Raw genomic sequence first — 17,118 nt, 5'->3', positions numbered from 1 at the left:
CTCTTACTGCCGCATAGGCAGTGCAGGGCAGGGACGCCCTTATTTCGCTAGGGCAAACCCCAACCACGGGTGATACCGCCAGCCTTGGTCGTTGGCCGGGACCTTCACCGTGGCCAGCTTTTTTGCGCAGGCCTCCAGCGTCAGATCGAGGTACTCGGCCTGCTCGGCTAGCAGGCTTGCCAGTTCGAAGCTGCCCCATGGGCCGATGCCGGGGGCGGGAGTCAGTACGATCTCGCGCCGTTGGCTCTGCTCGATGCGCACATAGAGGTCGGTGCCGCGACCACCTGGCGATTGTTCGACCCTGTGCAGGCGCAGTGCCTCGTCCTCGTCCGGCAGGAACGCCAACGTGGTGCTGGGTTGGCTATCGTGACGGAACGGCTGTTGCTGGGGCAGCACACCGGTCAAGGCAGCTTGCGGATACTTCCAGGCGACGGCGGCCTGATCGGTCTCCAGTGGAGTGGACAAGCCGCTGGATGCATCCAACGTCAGGTCTTTCAGCATGCAGGTGGCAATGCGGGCCTGCTCCAGGTCGACGAAGCGGCTGGACGGTTGCCATTGCGCGTTGGGCCGTGGCCGGATGCGTGGCAAGGCCGTGAGCGTGCGGTATTCGTCCGTGAGCAGGGAATCTCGCAGCCATGGGCTGGTCAATTGGAACCGCTTTGCGGATCTGTCCGTTCCTTGCTTCTCGAATCCAGGCTTGAGATAGGTCGGACGGCCCTGGTTGCCATGGCGGAAATGCCGCAGGTTGGTGTCGAAGATCAGTACGTTTGGGGTGTCGCCGGTGGTGCCACGATGGCGTTGCACGCGCCCGGCGAGCTGGATCAGCGAGCGCATCGACGAGGGTTCGGCCACCGCCCAATCGGCGTCCCAATCGCGACCGACCTCGCACACGGGGGATGCCAGCACCACGAACATCTGCTCGCGTTGCGGGTGGGCGTCGATTAGCGCACGGATGGCCGGTAGGTGGTAGACGCCCTTGCCATCGCCGCGTCGATTGAAGGCCGCGTCGAGCTGGTGCTCGATGGCCGAGCGTTGCAGCAGTGGAAAGCGGGCGTGATAGACGCACAGGTGGATCTGCGTGTCCTGCGGCGCCCCAGCGGCATACAAGGCCTGCGCGACATCGAATAGGGGGTCGATATTGGCCATGCGCACCAGGCCGAAACTGATGCGCTTGCCGCTGACGGGATCGTGTTCCGCATGCGCACCATGCAGGCGCAGGCAGGCATCGCGGACATGCGTGGCGAATGTGGCATGCAGTGACGCATCCTGTAGATGAGACGGCAGGTCCAATGGCAGCAGTTCGCCGCGTCGCAATGGCGTGGCCTTGGCGAGCCGCGTGGCGCGCTTCTCGACGAACTGCGAGTGCTGGTCGAGGAAACTGCTGCCGCTTGTGCATGTGCCGACCTGCACGCTGAATTCGTCGCTCCACAGGCAAGGGGCCGCCAGCTCCATGTCCGCCCGACCGCCGTCTTCTCCACGATTGCGCCGGTAGTGTTGGCGTCCCGCGCGGTAGGCTTGGTACATGCCGGTAACCAAGGACGGCGGCAGCGTGGCTGAGGATAGCAACACGCGCGTGCCGAGCATGCCGGCCCATTGCACCAGGCGTGTCAGGGCCGGCAGGTCGTCGAGATCGTAGTCGTCCAGTTCGTCGAGGATCAGGTCTGCGCTCATCAAGCGCAGCATCGGCGCTATCTGGCGGCCAGCGCGCAGCGACTCGGTTGCCGGCACCATGTGGTCCACCGTGCAGACCAACATGGGCGCGGACAGCAGTTTGCCGATTTCCGGGTCATGCAGCGCCCGCGCTAGCAAGGGGTGATCGGTGGTGACGCCTTCGTACAGGACATGGCTGTCTTCCTCGATCAGGTCTTGCACGGATGCCGAGCCATGCGCTTCGGCCTTGTGTTCGTAGAACTCGAACAAGGCGCGGCTGGCCGAGCCGCCCACGCGGATCGCCAGTTCGTCCTCGTCCAGATGCAGATCGGTGCGGAAGCTGCGGCCGGTCTGCAAGGTCAGCGTGCGCAGGCCCAGGGCATAGGTGGCGCGCAATCCATGCTGGGGATCGGCCAGGGCGTAAAGGATGCGCGCGTTGGCGAGCGTCTTGCCGCAACCGGTCGAGGCCATGTTGACGATGAAGGCGCCTTGGTCACGCGCCGTCTCGCGCAACGAGGCGGCCGCATCGAATGCCTTGTCTTGCCAGGAAAAGCGTGGATCGGCACTGCGTTTGCGCAGTCCACGATGATTGGCAAGCCTTGGCAGATGGCGTTCGAAGCTCGGTAGCGCATGCGCGATCAGGCCAGCATCGCGGGCCACTCCGAGCAAGTGCTCGTCCAGCGGTTGCTTCAGGTTGCCGTCGTGGTCGGTATTGGCGTACAGCTGCGTTTGGCCATCGCCGTGCAAGCGCTGCGGCGAGGCCTTGGGTAGCGCCGAATAATGATGGTCGGCCAGCATCAGGCTGAGTCTGGCCAGATGCATGACGTATGGATTGTCGAGCCAATTGTCCGCGCGGCCCGCACGTCGTTTCAACAGGCGTTTGGCCAGGCGCGCGGCCTGTGCGCGCCACTTCGTTTCCATCACCGGGAGGGTGCCCGCGGGTGTCCAGTACGGCTGGATCCTGCTGGGGTCGGCCGGTTGGCGGATTTCGTTCCAGTCGTGCGCCAGCAGCGATAGCGGCGTCTCCAGCCATGCGGAATGGAAGGTGGGCGCGCGCTTGCCCAGCCTTGCCTGCGTACCGTTGTCCTGGATGACCGGCACCACCGGAAGCCGGTGATGGGTGAGCACAAGCCACGCCACGGCCGCCGCAATCGGTGGCAGCTCGCGGAAGGGAAAGTGGGACACCGCGTTGATGCCGTCGCGCTGGTAGCGCGTGTCGGCCAACCAGTCGGCTTCGTCGCAAGCGTCCGGGTCGGCCAGTCGTTGCAGCCACTGCGCATCGTCGTCGTTGCCGACGAAGGCCTGAAACAAGCGCAGCGATACCCATTCGTGGCGATAGGGGTTGCGCTCCTGCAGCTGCCCGCGCAGCCGTGCCTGGAAGGCGATACTGGCCTTGCCCATGTCGTGCAGCAGGGCCGCCAGTTGCGCGAGCAGGCGGATATCCTCGGCGGTGTGCCAGTCGTTTTCGTCTTCGCGCCGCAGCACGTTGCGCGTGGTGGTGTTGGTGGGCACCGCGCCTTCGGCATTGAAGCGGCGGGCGTCTCCCACGATCCACAGCAGTTCGGAATGGTCGCGGCCGCGGATCCAGTGGCAGGCGACGGCGCTGTTCTTGCGCGCGGTCTTGCGCAGCAGTCTGCGCAATGTCGTCAGGCCGGCTTCGGTGATCGGCGTCTGCCATGTGCGGTCGCCGCGCCGCTCGGCGAATTGGTCGAGGATGCGCCGGGTTTCGGTCAGGGCGCGCTTGTCGCACTGTGAGATCAGCAGGATGTTCACCGCGTCGGTCCCGCGCTCTTCGTCGCGGCGGTCTGCAATGCGATGGCCTTGAGCGTATCCAGCATGAAGTCCAAGGCTTCGCTGCGGGTGAGGGCTTCGACGCAGTTGCGACGAAAGGCCTGCTCATCGTCGCCGCGCATCGCCGACAGGAAAGCCTGCGGCAGGATGCTGGCGTCCTTGATCAGGTCCGCAATGTCGAACACCAGGCCACCGCGTCGGGTCTTGCCATGCAGCACAGCCAGTCCGTGCGGCAGGCCTAGGACCCAGCTGGCGGTGGCGCCCAAGCCATATGCCAGGTAGTTGCCATGATCGAGGAAACGATTGGCCGGATCGGTTCCGCTGCCGCGCTTGGCGCGGGTGAAGTCGCCATAGCCGACGGTATCGACGGCAAGTTTGAACAATGCTTTGGTCAGCCTTGCTTCTTCGGTCAGCAATGCGGTGTTGTCCTGGGCCTGCTCGATAGTGCGGCGGGTTTTCGCCAGCAACGCATCCAGTCTGGCGCCATCCGGCGCGAAACCCGCTTCCTTGAGCGCGCGCTGTTGCCATTGTTCACTGATGCGTAGGGTGCGCGCTTGCTGGAATGCTTTGGCGGCCATCAGCCGCAAGTCGTCTTCGAACCAGAAAGACACCCAAGCCTGCAGGTATTCGGTGGGCCGATACTCGCTCTGCGGCGAGAACCAGGCCACTTCCACATCCATTTCGTTGGCCGAGAACAGCGGCGTACCGCCGCCACCGCAAAAGCCCACCAGCACGCCTGCCTTGGCCAGTTCACGCATCGCCGCCTGTGTGACGGATGTGCCGGTGCCGAGCAAGACCGTGGTGGTATTAGCGATCGGGATGTTCCAGTACAGCGCGCGCTTGCCTGCGTCGGTGACGTACTCGACGCGGCCACCGTTGACGAGGACGCGGCAGTGCTGCAGGTAGTAGATGTTCGCGCGCTTGGAATGCAGGATGGTCTTGAGGTCCGATGCCGACAGTTCTTCCATGTGCGGATCTCTCCTTGAGTAGGTGACCTGTCGGCAGTCTTCCTCTTCCGATACTAAGGTTTATCAAGCGGGCTTCGCAAGCTGGCTCCCGCATCGGCGAACTGACATTTTTCGGCCATGGTAAGGCAATGAAAAGCGTCTGCTTTCCCGGTGATGCGCGGTGTGCAGTGGTGCAGAGCGCATACCGCGGACGTCCCTCATTCCATTGACCACTCGACACGCACGCCAGCATCCGCATACCTGACACACAGCGCTTGTCGCGCCGCTTCGCCCTTGTCGAGGTTGCACGTGGTCAGTACGAGACTGGCTTCGGCACCAGCTAGGGGGTGTCATCAATTGATCGGATAGGCGATGCTTGCTGTCCTTTTTTCACCCTCTCCTGCAATGGCACGTCGCTACGCCCTGCGAGACGATCAATGGGATCGCATCCGCGATCTGCTTCCTGGCCGAGTCGGCTACGTCGGTGTCACCGCCAAAGACAACCGGCTCTTTGTCGAAGCGGTGCTGTACCGCTACCGAGCCGGCATCCCTTGGCGGGATCTGCCCGAGCGCTTCGGTGATTTCCGCGTGATCCACCTGCGACATAGCCGCTGGAGTCGGGCCGGCGTCTGGCAACGTGTGTTCCAGGCGCTGTCCGAAGACGCCGACAACGAATACGCAATGATCGACAGCACCATCGTCCGGGCGCATCAGCACAGCGCCGGGGCAAAAGGGGGGAGCCACAAGCCGTCGGACGTAGTCGCGGAGGACTGAGCAGCAAAATCCACGCAGTGGTCGATGCGCTGGGCAATCCAGTGGCGTTTCATCTGAGCGCAGGCCAGGCGTCGGATCTGGAAGGTGCAAATGTTTTGTTGCCGCACGTGTCGGTGGGAGCCTTGCTTGCTGATCGAGCCTACGATGCCAGTGCACGGGTCATCGAACCGATGCAGCGGCGGGGGACGCAGATCGTCATCCCCTCCCATCCGACCCGTAAGGTGCAGCGCGACTACGACCGGGTGCTGTACAAGGATCGACATCTGATTGAGAACTTCTTTGCCAAACTCAAGCAGTACCGCGCCATTGCGACTCGCTACGACAAGACCGCCTGCAACTTCCTTGGAGCGATCTACTGGATCGCCTCCGTCATCTTGCTCAATTGATGACACCCCTTAGTGCGTTGTCGTAATCCAGCTCGCCGGGAGTGCACGGGTGATCACGGCCACGCGCATTCGCTGCGGCGGCAGGTCGGCCAGGGTCCAGCCGCTCATTGCGCCAGCGCCCGCGTTTCCGGCAGCGTGCGCCACCAGCGCGCGCCGGTGGCCGGCTGGCGCAGATCCACCCGCTCGCCCATCTGCGGGGTAGTCAGCGGCAGGTTTGCCGCTGCTGCCAGCGCCACGATGCGCTCGAACGGGTCGGACCAGACATGCATGGCTAGGTCGAAGGTGCCGTTGTGGATCGGCAGCAGGATGCGGCCGCCGATATCCATGCATGCCTGCAGGCTCTGCTCCGGCTGCATGTGCACATCCGGCCAGAGTGGGTCGTAGGCGCCGTTTTCGATCAGCGCCACATCGAACGGCCCCAGGCGCTGGCCGATCGCCTTGAAATGCGGGCCGTAACCGCCGTCGCCGCTGAAGAACACGCGCAGGTCGGCATCCTGGATCGCCCACGAGCACCACAGCGTGCGGTCGCGATCGAACAGCCCGCGTCCGGAGAAATGCCGCGACGGCGTGGCGGTGAGCGTGAGGCCATCGACCTGCACCGACTGCCACCAGTCCAGCTGCCGCACCTTGGCCGGATCCACGCCCCAGCGCACCAGCAGATCGCCCACGCCCAGCGGGGCGACGAACACGCCGACGCGGTCGGCCAGTGCGCGGATGGTGGTGCGGTCCAGGTGGTCGTAATGGTTGTGCGAGAGGATCACCCCGGCCAGCGGTGGCAGCGCGTCCAGCGCGATCGGCGGCGCATGGAAGCGCTTGGGCCCGGCAAACGCGAACGGCGAGGCGCGCGTGGAGAACACCGGGTCGGTCAGCCACAGGCCGCCGCGCAGCTTCATCAGCACGGTGGAGTGGCCCAGCCGGAACAGGCTGCGATCCGGCGCGGCCTGCAACTGCGCCGCGGTCAACGACGTGACCGGCAGCGCCTGGGACGGCACCGTGTGGACGGGCTTGTTGAACAGCAGTTCCCACAGCAGCCGCAGGCCACCCAGCAAGCCGGGCGAACTCAGCGAGGTCGGCAAGGCGTTGCGAAACCGCCCGTTGCGAAATTGCGGCGAAGCCGCGTGCGATGCGGCCTGGGAGAGCGGGTGGGATTTGGCGAGCACGACGGTTCCATCGTTGGGGTAGAGGGGAGCCGGCATCAGCAACGGCTCTACTTGCACTACACAGTGTAGTTTTATTCTGAAAATGTAAACTGGCCGGTGTAACATGCGGCCATGTCCAGTTCATCCGATTCGGCCCCGGCGCCGCAGCGGCTCACCGACCGCAAGCGCCACGCCATCCTCGAGGCAGCCATCGCACAGTTCCGCCAGCACGGGTTCGAGGCCACCAGCATGGATCGGGTCGCCGCCGCCGCTGGTGTCTCCAAGCGCACCGTCTACAACCATTTCCCCAGCAAGGACGCCTTGTTCGGCGAGATCCTGCGCGGGCTATGGCAACGCAGTGCCGAAGCGGTGAATCTGGCCTATTGCGCCGACCAATCATTGCGCACGCAGTTGACGCAATTGCTGCAGCAGAAGCTGCGCCTGCTCGACGATGCGGCCTTCATCGATCTGTCGCGGGTGGCCATTGCCGAAGGCATCCACTCGCCCGAGCGCGCACGCGCGCTGCTGGCCCAACTGGGCAGCAAGGAAGAGGGCACCACCACCTGGTTGCGCGCCGCGCAGGCCGATGGCCGCCTGGCGCCGGTGGACCCGGAATTCGCCTCGCAACAGCTGCAGTCGTTGATCAAGGGGTTTGCGTTCTGGCCGCAGCTGGCCTTCGGCCAGCCGCCGCTGTCGGCCGCCCAGCAGGCGCAGGTGGCCGAATCGGCGGTGGCGATGTTCCTGGCGCTGTACGGGCGCACGTAAGCGCCTTTTGCAACATGGCGGCGCGTGCGCAGCCGGGTGCGGCCCTCTGCCCGAAAGCGGCCGTGCCGCTCCTACCTTGCGCGCTGTTCGTGCCGTCCATGCGCCGCTGTCTGACTTGCGATGTTCTGCCTGCCGCTGCAATGCAGCCGTGCGCACCGGCAGGCATCGTCCAGCATCGACATGGCGCTCGAACACGCTGCGTGCCCGCAGGCGCACCGGCAATGCCCAACGTGCCTGTCGCTGGTTGCGTACCTGCACCGTGGAAGGCTGAGAACGTCTGTCTACGCGCAGTCGGCGGTAATCGTGTCGGCGCGGCTCACGCGCCGGCAGCATCCTGCGTCCACACCGCCAGCGCGTATCCGTGCGGGTCGGTGAAGTGGAAACGCCGCCCGCCCGGGAATGCGAACACCGGGCGGGTGATGGTGCCGCCAGCGGCTTCGATGCGTGCCTGGGAGGCGGCCAGATCGTCGGAGGCCAGGACCACCAGGGCGCCACCGGGCTGCGGCGCTCCGTGGAAGAAGCCGCCGCTCAGGCGGCCATCGCGGAACTCGCAATAGTCCGGGCCGTAGTCCTGGAACGTCCAGTCGAACGCCGCGGCGTAGAACGCCTTGGCGGTGGCGATGGAGGTCACGGCAAATTCCAGATAGTCGATACGGTGCTGTGCGCTGTGTTGCATGGCGATGTCCTCGCGGTCGGTGGTTGCACAGCGTGCCTCGCGCAGCGCCCCTGCGGCTTGGCGAAAACGGCCATCACTGCGCGTGCTGCTGCACCAGCTCGCGGGGACTCAGACCGGCCAGCTGGCGGGCATCGCGCACCAGATGCGGCGCATCGCCATACCCGGCCTCCAGTGCAGCGGCGGTCAGCGTGGGCTGGCTGACTGCCAGCCGCAGGAAACGCTGCAGCCGCAAGATCCGCTCCAGCGTCTTGGGGCCATAACCGAACGCGGCGTGGCAGCGCCGCCGCAGCTGACGCTCGCTGATTTCCAGGCTTGCGCACAACGCAGGCAGGCGCGGCGCCGCTGCGCCGGTCAGCTGTGCGAAAGTAAACGCCATCTGCCGATCCACTGGCGCTGCGCGCTGCAGACACAGCGCGTGCAATGTCTGCACCGCGTCGGCGCCATCGCGCAGTTTCTGTTGCCAGTCGCCCGCATGGCGGCCCCACAGCGCATCCAGTGCCACGCGCTGGTCGGCGATGTGGTGCAGCGGAAGACCGAGCACCCCGGCAGCCGCGCCTGCGGCCAAGCGCACGCCGGTGAGCACGTTGCCGGCGTCCACGCAGGCCATGGCTGCGGCATGGTCAGGGCCGGCGACGAACAATGAAGCGCCATCCCAGATCAGGTCGACACAGCCGTCGGGCAATACCCGCACCGGCGCACTGGCCGCACCTTGCCGATAGCGCCAGCTGCAACTTAGAGCAGCTAGCAAAACTACTGCGCGGCCGCCAGGCGGGCGCGGTCGGTGCTCGGAATCGGCATGTACCACGCGTACACTGCGGTTCCTCCGCGCCGTCCGCACCCACCTGACGACCGCTCGCTACGTTTTGCTAGCCGCTCTTAGCTGGGTGCGCAACTCGGGTGGCGGTGGCAGTTGCGTGTAGCGGGATTGGGTGTCTGAGGACATGGCGGCAGTCTGCGGCAAAACGCGTCGATGCACCTGGAGGACGCGGTGTGTCCAGACATGCCGCGGTGGTCGCGCCGCGGCAGCGCCATTGCCTCAACGCTCCGAATCGCCGCCTTCGTCGTAGCCGCGCGGGGTGAACAGATCCGGCTGGATCAGTTCGATGAAGGCGCGTGCCTGCGGCGACAGGTACTTGCCCTTGCGCACCACCACGCCGTAGCTGCGGGTGGGGAAAAAATCCTTGAGCGAGCGCGTGGCAAGCCGGTCGCGATCGGCATCGGTCACACAGATCGCGGTGACGATGGAAATGCCCATGCCCATCGCCACGTATTGCTTGATCACCTCCCAGCCGCCCACCTCCAGCGCCACCGTGTATGGCACGCGGGCCTGCTGGAAGATCAGGTCGACCAGGCGGTAGGTGACCTGCCGGCGCGGCGGCAGGATCAGCGGATACGGCGACAGATCCTGAAGCGTCACATTGGCCTTGCGCGCCAATGGATGATCGGGCGGGGTGATCAGCAATTGCTCGAAGCGATACACCGGCGCGTAGGACAGGTCGGCCGGCACATCCAGCATCGAGCCGACCGCCAAGTCCACCGCATCCTCGCGCAGCAGGTCGGTGCCGTCGGCGCTGATGGCGTTGTGCAGGGTCAGCCGCACATCCGGGTGGCGCGCGCGGAAGTTCTCCACGATGCGCGGCAGCAGGTACAGGATGGTGGAGCTGTTGGCGGCGATGGTGAGGTCGCCGGCATCCAGCCCGCGCACCTTTTCGCGAAAGCTGGCTTCCAGCCCGTCCAGGCTCTCCACCAGCGGCAGCGTCATGTCGTACAGCAGCTGGCCCTCGCGGCTGGGCGCCAGGCGCCGCCCGGAGCGCTCGAACAAGGCCACACCGAGATCGCGCTCCAGCGCCTGCAACTGCAGCGTCACCGCCGGCTGGCTGACATACAGCGCCTCAGCGGCCCGTGAGACAGACCCCAAGCGCACGGTCTGGCAAAACGCACGCAGGGGCTTGAGCCGGTCGGATTTGTAGGAAAAACGCGGGGTTGGCGCCATCTGTCAGCTGCCGATCAGTCGAGTATAAGTCCAGCTTATTTACAGCATTGATAAAACTGCTTTGTCAAATACTGGCTGCCGGCGCACGGTGCAGGTCCGGATGCACAAGGATCTCCCACATGTCTGCCACCGCTTTCGCCTCACGCCCCACCGACCGCGCCACGCCCGGTCTGTCGTTGACCACCCAGGTTGCAGGGCAGGCCGAGCTGCTGCCGCCGGCCGCGCTGGCCCTGCTGGTCTCGTTGCACCGCGCCATCGAACCCGGCCGGCAGCAGCGCCTGGCACAGCGGCGCGCGCGCCAGGCCGCCTTCGATGCCGGCCAGCTGCCCGACTTCCGCGACGACACCCGCGCCATCCGCGCCGGCGACTGGCGCGTGGCCCCGCTGCCGGCGGCGCTGCAGGACCGCCGCGTGGAGATCACCGGCCCCACCGATCCGAAGATGGTCATCAACGCGCTGAACTCCGGCGCCAAGGTGTTCATGGCCGATTTCGAGGACTCTACCGCGCCCACCTGGCGCAACTTGCTGGCCGGCCAGCGCACCCTGGCCGCTGCGGTGCGTGGCGATCTGAGCTTCGATGCCCCCAACGGCAAGCATTACGCACTGGGCCCCGAGGCCGAGCGCGCGGTGCTGATCGTGCGCCCGCGCGGCTGGCACCTGGACGAAAAACACGTCCACATCGATGGCCAGCCGCTGGCCGGCGGTCTGTTCGACGCGGCGCTGTTCGCCTTCCACAACGCCCGCACGTTGCTGGCCAAGGACCGCGGCCCCTACCTGTACCTGCCCAAGCTGCAGAGCATGGAAGAAGCCGCGCTGTGGGAGACCGCGCTGTCGCATATCGAGGCGATGCTGGGCCTGCCGCATGGCCAGATCAAGGTCACCGTGCTGATCGAAACGCTGCCGGCAGTGTTCGAGATGGACGAGATCCTGCACGCGCTGCGCGAGCGCATCGTCGGGCTCAATTGCGGGCGCTGGGACTACATCTTTTCGTACCTGAAGACCTTCCGCGCGCACCGCGACCGCGTGCTGCCCGAGCGCGGCCAGGTCACCATGACCCAGCCGTTCCTGAAGGCCTACTCGGAGCTGCTGATCAAGACCTGCCACCGCCGCGGTGCGCATGCGATGGGCGGCATGGCCGCGCAGATCCCGATCAACCACGACGAGGCCGCCAACGAACAGGCCATGGCCCGCGTGCGTGCCGACAAGCTGCGCGAAGTCAGCGCCGGCCACGACGGCACCTGGGTGGCGCACCCGGCGCTGATTCCGGTGGCGATGAAGCTGTTCGACGAACACATGCCCACCGCGCACCAGCAACACGTGCTGCGCAACGATGTGCAGGTGACGCGCGACATGCTGATCGCCCCGTCCCCCGGCACCATCACCCGCGCCGGTTTCGAAGGCAATGTCGAAGTCTGCGTGCGCTACCTGGCCGCGTGGCTGGATGGCAACGGCTGCGTGCCGATCCACAACCTGATGGAAGACGCCGCCACCGCCGAAATCAGCCGCGCGCAGCTGTGGCAATGGCTGCATCACGGTCAGCACCTGGACGATGGCACCGCCATCGATCAGCCACTGTTGCAGGCCAGCCTGCGCGCGCTGCCGGCGCGGCTGGGAAGCGCCAGCACGCTGCCCGGCGCTGCGCGCATCGATGAGGCGATCGCGCTGCTGGAAGAACTCAGCCGCGCCGATGAACTGGCCGACTTCCTCACCGTGCCGGCCTATCGCCTGATCGACTGATCGCCCGCTGCAGCCGCCTCAACGCTGCAGCGCTCACCTCCACGCTCCACACCGCCCGTTGCGCACCTGCGCGCAACGCAAGGCCTCGCCATGCCGCGTGCCGCGTCATGCACGCGTTTCCTTTCCCGTTCCATCCGTCGTACCTCTTCAGGAGAACGCAAGATGAGCACTGCACTGCAAAGCGCCGACCACCTGCAGCAGGACTGGGCCAGCAACCCGCGCTGGGCCGGCATCACCCGCAACTACACCGCCGCCGACGTGGTGCGCCTGCGCGGCACCGTGCACGTGGAGCACTCGCTGGCCCGGCTGGGCGCCGACAAGCTGTGGACCTCGCTGCACGCCACGCCCTTCGTCAACGCCCTGGGCGCGCTGACCGGCAACCAGGCCATGCAGCAGGTCAAGGCCGGCCTGAAGGCGATCTACCTGTCCGGTTGGCAGGTGGCCGCCGACGCCAACCTGGCCGGGCAGATGTATCCGGACCAGTCGCTGTACCCGGCCGACTCGGTGCCGGCGGTGGTCAAGCGCATCAACAACACCTTGCTGCGCGCCGATCAGTTGCACCACGCCGAAGGCGACGACAGCATCGATTTCCTGCAGCCCATCGTGGCCGATGCCGAAGCCGGTTTCGGCGGTGTGCTCAACGCCTTCGAGCTGATGAAGGCGATGATCGAGGCCGGTGCCGCCGGCGTGCACTTCGAAGACCAGCTGGCCTCGGTCAAGAAGTGCGGGCACATGGGCGGAAAGGTGCTGGTGCCCACCCGCGAGGCGATCGAAAAACTGAACGCCGCGCGCCTGGCCGCCGATGTGCTGGGCGTGCCGACCGTGCTGATCGCCCGCACCGATGCCGAAGCGGCCGATCTGATCACCAGCGACGTGGATGCCAACGACCGTGCATTCACCACCGGCGAGCGTACCGTCGAGGGCTTCTTCAAGACCCGCAACGGACTGGACCAGGCCATCAGTCGCGGGCTGGCCTATGCGCCGTATGCCGATCTGATCTGGTGCGAAACCGGCAAGCCCGATCTGGAATTCGCGCGCGCCTTCGCACAGGCCATCCACGCCAAATTCCCCGGCAAGCTGCTGGCCTACAACTGCTCGCCGAGCTTCAACTGGAAGAAGAACCTGGACGACGCCACCATCGCCAAATTCCAGAAAGAGCTGGCGAGCTACGGCTACAAGTTCCAGTTCATCACCCTGGCCGGCTTCCATGCCTTGAACCACAGCATGTTCCAGCTGGCGCATGGCTATGCGCGGCGGCAGATGAGCGCGTTCGTCGAGTTGCAGCAGGCCGAGTTCGCAGCGGCGGACCTGGGGTTCACTGCGGTCAAGCACCAGCGCGAGGTTGGCACCGGCTATTTCGACGCGGTGACCCAGGCCATCCAGCAGGGCCAGTCGTCCACCACCGCGCTGCGTGGCTCCACCGAAGAGGAGCAGTTCCACGGCGAGAAGGCGGCCTAGCCTGCAGCAGGCCACCGCATGTCGCCACCCTGGGAGGGGGAGGGACTCGGGAAACCGAGTCCCTTTTTGCTTCCGATACCCGTCATTTCGTCTCTTACTTGATGAGAAGTACTGTGATGTGGTGCTGAACAGACGGCTACGGTAGGATTTGTCCACGGGCTAACGTTGCAGGCCGGCCTAAGGAAGAGGGATGACTTGCCATAACACCGCAGGTGCGGTCGAACCGACCGGAAGCGTTGCCAAAACGCTGTCCGACGGGCTGCATGCGTCGATGACAGCCGACGAGCTGGCGTTCTTCGCCCGCTTCGGTCGTACCCGCGATATCGCGGCAGGCCAGGCCTTGTTCGAGCGCGGTGCGGTTGGCACGCAGATGTTCATCGTGATCAGCGGACAGATCGATCTGGATTTCGGCGAAGACCTGATGCTCAAGCATCTGGGGCCTGGCGAATTCTTCGGCGAACTCGGCTTGCTGATCGGCGACCATGCGCGCAGTGCCGGCGCCAGCGCCTCGATGGACAGCCGCCTGATCGAACTGGCGCACACCGATTTTGAACGGCTCGTGGATCACGACCCATCGATGGTGGCGCATTTCCTGCGCCGCTCGATCGTGCGCGTGGTCAACAACGAGCAATTGCTGATCCGCCAGCTGCGCCGTCGCAACCACGATCTGGAAGCGGCGCTGGACAATCTCTACGTCACCTCGCACCAGCTCAACCACACCGAAGAACTCAGCCGCACCGATGAGCTCACCGGCCTGCACAACCGCCGCGGGCTGTCGCTCCATCTGCAGGAATGCCGGCGCGCCGGCAATGTGCCCGGCGTGGGGCTGATCCTGATCGATTGCGATCGCTTCAAGCGCATCAACGACGAATTCGGCCATCTGGCCGGCGACCGCGTGCTGCAGAACGTGGCGCATGCGCTGCGTTCGGTGATCGCCGAAGGCGACCTGGCCTGCCGCCTAGGTGGCGACGAATTCTGCGTGCTGGTGGCGCAGGGAACTCCGGAGCTGGTGCATCACATCGGCGAGTGCATCGTGCGCGCGGTGGAAGCGCGGCTGTGCAACGGCCAGGGCGAGCAGGGCTGCTCGGTCAGCGTCGGGCTGTGCATGATCGATGCGGATGCGGCCTGGAACGACTGGTACACGCTTGCCGACAGCGCGTTGTACGAAGCCAAGCGTCAAGGCGGCAACGTGCTGTGCACGCACGACGCGCTCGCCATGACCACCGCGCCGCTTCCCGGCCTTGCACGTGAACCGGATACCCGCTGAGCCATGAGCGCCCGCACCCACGCACGCAAGGACGCGTCGTCGGAGGCGATCCAGGCGCCGCGCCTGCGCACCCTGCTGCTGACCGACCTGTGCGATTCGACCGCGCTGGTCGAACGCATCGGCGACAATGCCGCCGCCGTGCTGTTCCGCGAGCATGACCGCCTGGTGCTCAAGCTGCAGCAGCAGTGGCGCGGCCGCCTGATCGACCGTTCCGATGGCCTGTTGCTGCTGTTCGACCGCCCCATCGACGGGCTGGGCTTCGCGCTGGACTATGCCCGCGGCCTGAAGGCGATGAGCGAGAGCCATGCGCAGACGCTGCGCGCCCGACAAGGCCTGCACGTCGGCGAGGTACTGACCTGGCGCAACAGCGACGAGGCGGTGAGCATCGGCGCCAAACCCCTGGAAGTGGAAGGGCTGGCCAAACCCACTGCCGCGCGCCTGATGTCGATGGCGCGGCCGGGGCAGATCCTGATCTCGGCCGTCGCCGAATCGCTGACGCATCGCGCTGCACGCGAACTGGGCGAGCGCGCCGAGCGCATCCTGTGGAAATCGCACGGCCGCTGGCGCTTCAAGGGCGTGCCCACGCCGATGGAGATCTACGAAGTCGGCGAAGTCGGCCTGACCCCGCTGCGCATGCCGAAGAACTCCGCCAAGGCCTGGCGCGACGTGCCGCTCTGGCGCCGGCCGGCGGCGTTGTTGGCCGAGGTTTGCGTGGTACTGGCGGTGGGAATCGCTGTGTGGTTGTTCCTTCGCCCGCAGCCGGCGATCGCCTTTGCCGAGCGCGACTGGGTGGTGGTGGGAGACCTGCAGAATACCTTGAAGGACAGCCGTTATCAGGGAGCGGTCGAGGCGGCTCTGCGTACGAGCATCGAACAATCTCGCTACATTAATGTCGTGCCCGCGGAGCGTGCGCAAAATGTGCTTGCGATGATGGGGAAACCCGAAATGAGCATGGGCAGACAGCTAGGCTCGGAAGTTTCTGAGAGACTGGGTGCGAGAGCGCTGCTGCTGCCAACGATTTCAGAGTTTGCGGGGAATATTCGCGTCGATCTTGAGGTAATCAACCCTAAGACCTCAGCTACCGTCCTCGCATTGTCTGCTTCAGGAAGAGGCGCAGATAGCGTAGTCGCTTCAATTGGGGATGTCGGGGCAGCGTTGCGAAAATCGCTAGGTGAGCAGCCGGATCTGATCGGGCGTAGTTCTGCACCTCTTGAAAAGGTCACAACCAAGAATATTGATGCGTTGCGTTCATTCACTCTGGGGCAGCGGGCATATGCCCTGAAGGACTTGGGTGCTGCCGAGCAATACTTCACTATCGCGCTTACCTTGGACCCCAGCTTCGCGATGGCAAGAATTGCGATTGCTCGTGTAGCTTATTCGCGAACAGATGTCTCGCGCGCACAGGAAGAAATGCGGCACGCTCTGGATGGCGCTCCTCGGCTAACAAATCGCGAACGACTCTACGCCGACGCGCAATTGTCGTTATTTTTAAGCGAGAAAGGTTATTTGCAAAAATGGAAGTCTTTGTCTGATCTCTACCCCGACTTCGATGTGGCTGCATTTAATACCGCATCAGGAATGCGGTTGGCCAATGATTACTCGGGAGTGCTGAAATACAGTCAACGTGCGGCGAGTCCCCAGGCAATTACGTTGCCCCTCGCAATGCAGTACAGGGCGATGGCTCAGATGGCATTGGGTCGTCTTGACCTGGCGGCCGCCGACTGTCAGGCCTCAAAGCGGCTTGGATTTAGATCGAACTCCGTTGAATGTGCTCTGATAAAAGCGGCGTCGCGGATGCCCGAAGATGCACTTGCTGAGCTCCATCCAGTAGCCAAGGAAGAATCGTTCCTTGCCGTTGCGCGGGCTGCCGCAGAAGTGACGGTCTTGGCTGATTCGGGTCGCTGGGATGAGGCAAAGAGTGAGGCAGAGACTCTGGTAAACACCATCGAAGCCCCGAAGCTGCCTTACGATTGGCTTGCACGTGCGACAGCGTTAGCAGTCATTGGGCACGAGTCAGATCAAGTCGTGCGCCTTAGAGAGTCCAGGCAGCTGTTGCGGTTGGCGGAGAATTCGATAGGCTCAAGCACCGGCCGCACACGTGAGTGCATCCTGGTCGCTGCCTTGTATTCCGCTTACGTCTCAGCCGGAGACGGCGACCCTACGCTCGCGCTGCGGGCGCTACGTCTGGCTGCAAAGGACGAGCAATCTTCCCCTTTTGCAACCTTGAGCAATTTGTCTGCTATCTTAAGAGCAAGGATGGAAACAGTCGCAAATAGACCTGAGGCTGCTCTAGACCTGCTTGAAGCGTATTCCGACTCGGCTGCTCTTTCCCTGACTGAGGTGGAGCGGACTCGTGCCAAGCAGGCGCTCGGAAGATCTCTGGAAAAATCGAAGGATGAAGGCGCAGAGATACGTGCACGTGCTCGCATTTACGCAGAATGGTTGCCAGATCGACCGCCAGTGATCGATGCATTGTTGCTTCACTGAGTGCTGCATCGCGTGGGGTCACGCCATGAGAGTGAGGGTGTAGGAGTGA

Annotated in this window: 11 protein-coding genes, 1 other RNA gene and 1 pseudogene; 7 read left to right on the top strand and 6 right to left on the bottom strand. The window is 64.8% G+C overall.

What is annotated here, in order from left to right; translation table 11 throughout:
- Positions 1-39: 39 nt before the first annotated feature.
- Together cas3f and cas1f are read right to left on the bottom strand one after the other, a co-directional pair.
- The gene (gene cas3f / locus ACCQ05_RS20425; RefSeq protein ID WP_372392289.1) at positions 40-3,423 is read right to left on the bottom strand and encodes a type I-F CRISPR-associated helicase Cas3f; all 3,384 of its coding nucleotides are present in this window, start codon (positions 3,421-3,423) and stop codon (positions 40-42) included.
- Entirely contained in the window at positions 3,420-4,409 is a 990-nt protein-coding gene (gene cas1f, locus ACCQ05_RS20420) for a type I-F CRISPR-associated endonuclease Cas1f (protein ID WP_372392287.1), read from the bottom strand. Before cas1f ends, cas3f begins: the two co-directional genes overlap by 4 nt.
- A 384-nt stretch (positions 4,410-4,793) precedes the next feature.
- On the opposite strand from cas1f, the gene ACCQ05_RS20415 reads away from it, so the two are divergent.
- A protein-coding gene (locus ACCQ05_RS20415) for an IS5 family transposase (protein WP_372360522.1) occupies positions 4,794-5,548 on the top strand; the annotation gives its coding sequence in 2 pieces (ribosomal slippage) (positions 4,794-5,121 and positions 5,121-5,548; 756 coding nt in all).
- Between the two features lie 104 nt (positions 5,549-5,652).
- Here the strand turns inward: ACCQ05_RS20415 and ACCQ05_RS20410 are convergent.
- Positions 5,653-6,719 (bottom strand): annotated as a pseudogene (locus ACCQ05_RS20410) (MBL fold metallo-hydrolase).
- A gap of 100 nt (positions 6,720-6,819) precedes the next feature.
- Here ACCQ05_RS20410 and ACCQ05_RS20405 point away from each other — a divergent pair.
- Positions 6,820-7,452, top strand: coding sequence for a TetR/AcrR family transcriptional regulator (locus ACCQ05_RS20405; protein ID WP_372392286.1), 633 nt, complete (start codon positions 6,820-6,822; stop codon positions 7,450-7,452).
- Positions 7,453-7,768: 316 nt separating this feature from the next.
- Here the strand turns inward: ACCQ05_RS20405 and ACCQ05_RS20400 are convergent, their stop codons facing one another.
- Both ACCQ05_RS20400 and ACCQ05_RS20395 read right to left on the bottom strand, forming a co-directional pair.
- On the bottom strand, positions 7,769-8,128 hold the full coding sequence (locus tag ACCQ05_RS20400; RefSeq protein ID WP_372392285.1) for a VOC family protein: 360 nt from the start codon (positions 8,126-8,128) through the stop codon (positions 7,769-7,771).
- A 73-nt stretch (positions 8,129-8,201) separates the two neighbouring features.
- Positions 8,202-8,876: a helix-turn-helix domain-containing protein gene (locus tag ACCQ05_RS20395; protein ID WP_372392283.1), complete on the bottom strand. Its 675-nt coding sequence runs from the start codon at positions 8,874-8,876 to the stop codon at positions 8,202-8,204.
- Between the two features lie 48 nt (positions 8,877-8,924).
- Here ACCQ05_RS20395 and ACCQ05_RS20390 point away from each other — a divergent pair.
- Positions 8,925-9,000: non-coding RNA, sX9 sRNA (locus ACCQ05_RS20390), on the top strand.
- Between the two features lie 164 nt (positions 9,001-9,164).
- On the opposite strand, the gene ACCQ05_RS20385 is transcribed toward ACCQ05_RS20390, so the two are convergent.
- Positions 9,165-10,121, bottom strand: a complete 957-nt coding sequence (locus ACCQ05_RS20385; RefSeq protein WP_372392282.1) for a LysR family transcriptional regulator — start codon at positions 10,119-10,121, stop codon at positions 9,165-9,167.
- Positions 10,122-10,240: 119 nt separating this feature from the next.
- Between ACCQ05_RS20385 and aceB the strand changes: the two genes are divergently transcribed.
- The 4 genes from aceB to ACCQ05_RS20365 all read left to right on the top strand — a co-directional run bounded on the left by aceB (position 10,241) and on the right by ACCQ05_RS20365 (position 17,069).
- On the top strand, positions 10,241-11,857 hold the full coding sequence (gene aceB, locus ACCQ05_RS20380; protein ID WP_228962828.1) for a malate synthase A: 1,617 nt from the start codon (positions 10,241-10,243) through the stop codon (positions 11,855-11,857).
- Positions 11,858-12,019: 162 nt separating this feature from the next.
- Entirely contained in the window at positions 12,020-13,315 is a 1,296-nt protein-coding gene (gene aceA, locus ACCQ05_RS20375) for an isocitrate lyase (protein ID WP_104543761.1), read from the top strand.
- Between the two features lie 190 nt (positions 13,316-13,505).
- The gene (locus ACCQ05_RS20370) at positions 13,506-14,582 is read left to right on the top strand and encodes a GGDEF domain-containing protein (protein WP_228962826.1); all 1,077 of its coding nucleotides are present in this window, start codon (positions 13,506-13,508) and stop codon (positions 14,580-14,582) included.
- A 3-nt stretch (positions 14,583-14,585) separates the two neighbouring features.
- On the top strand, positions 14,586-17,069 hold the full coding sequence (locus ACCQ05_RS20365) for a putative peptide modification system cyclase (protein WP_372392281.1): 2,484 nt from the start codon (positions 14,586-14,588) through the stop codon (positions 17,067-17,069).
- Positions 17,070-17,118: the final 49 nt, after the last annotated feature.

Origin of the sequence: Xanthomonas sp. NCPPB 3582 (assembly GCF_041475735.2) — a bacterium.
Classification (GTDB): Bacteria; Pseudomonadota; Gammaproteobacteria; order Xanthomonadales; family Xanthomonadaceae; genus Xanthomonas; species Xanthomonas codiaei.
The sequence above is the reverse complement of the archived record's forward strand: the minus strand, read 5'-3'. Positions and strand labels throughout refer to the sequence as shown.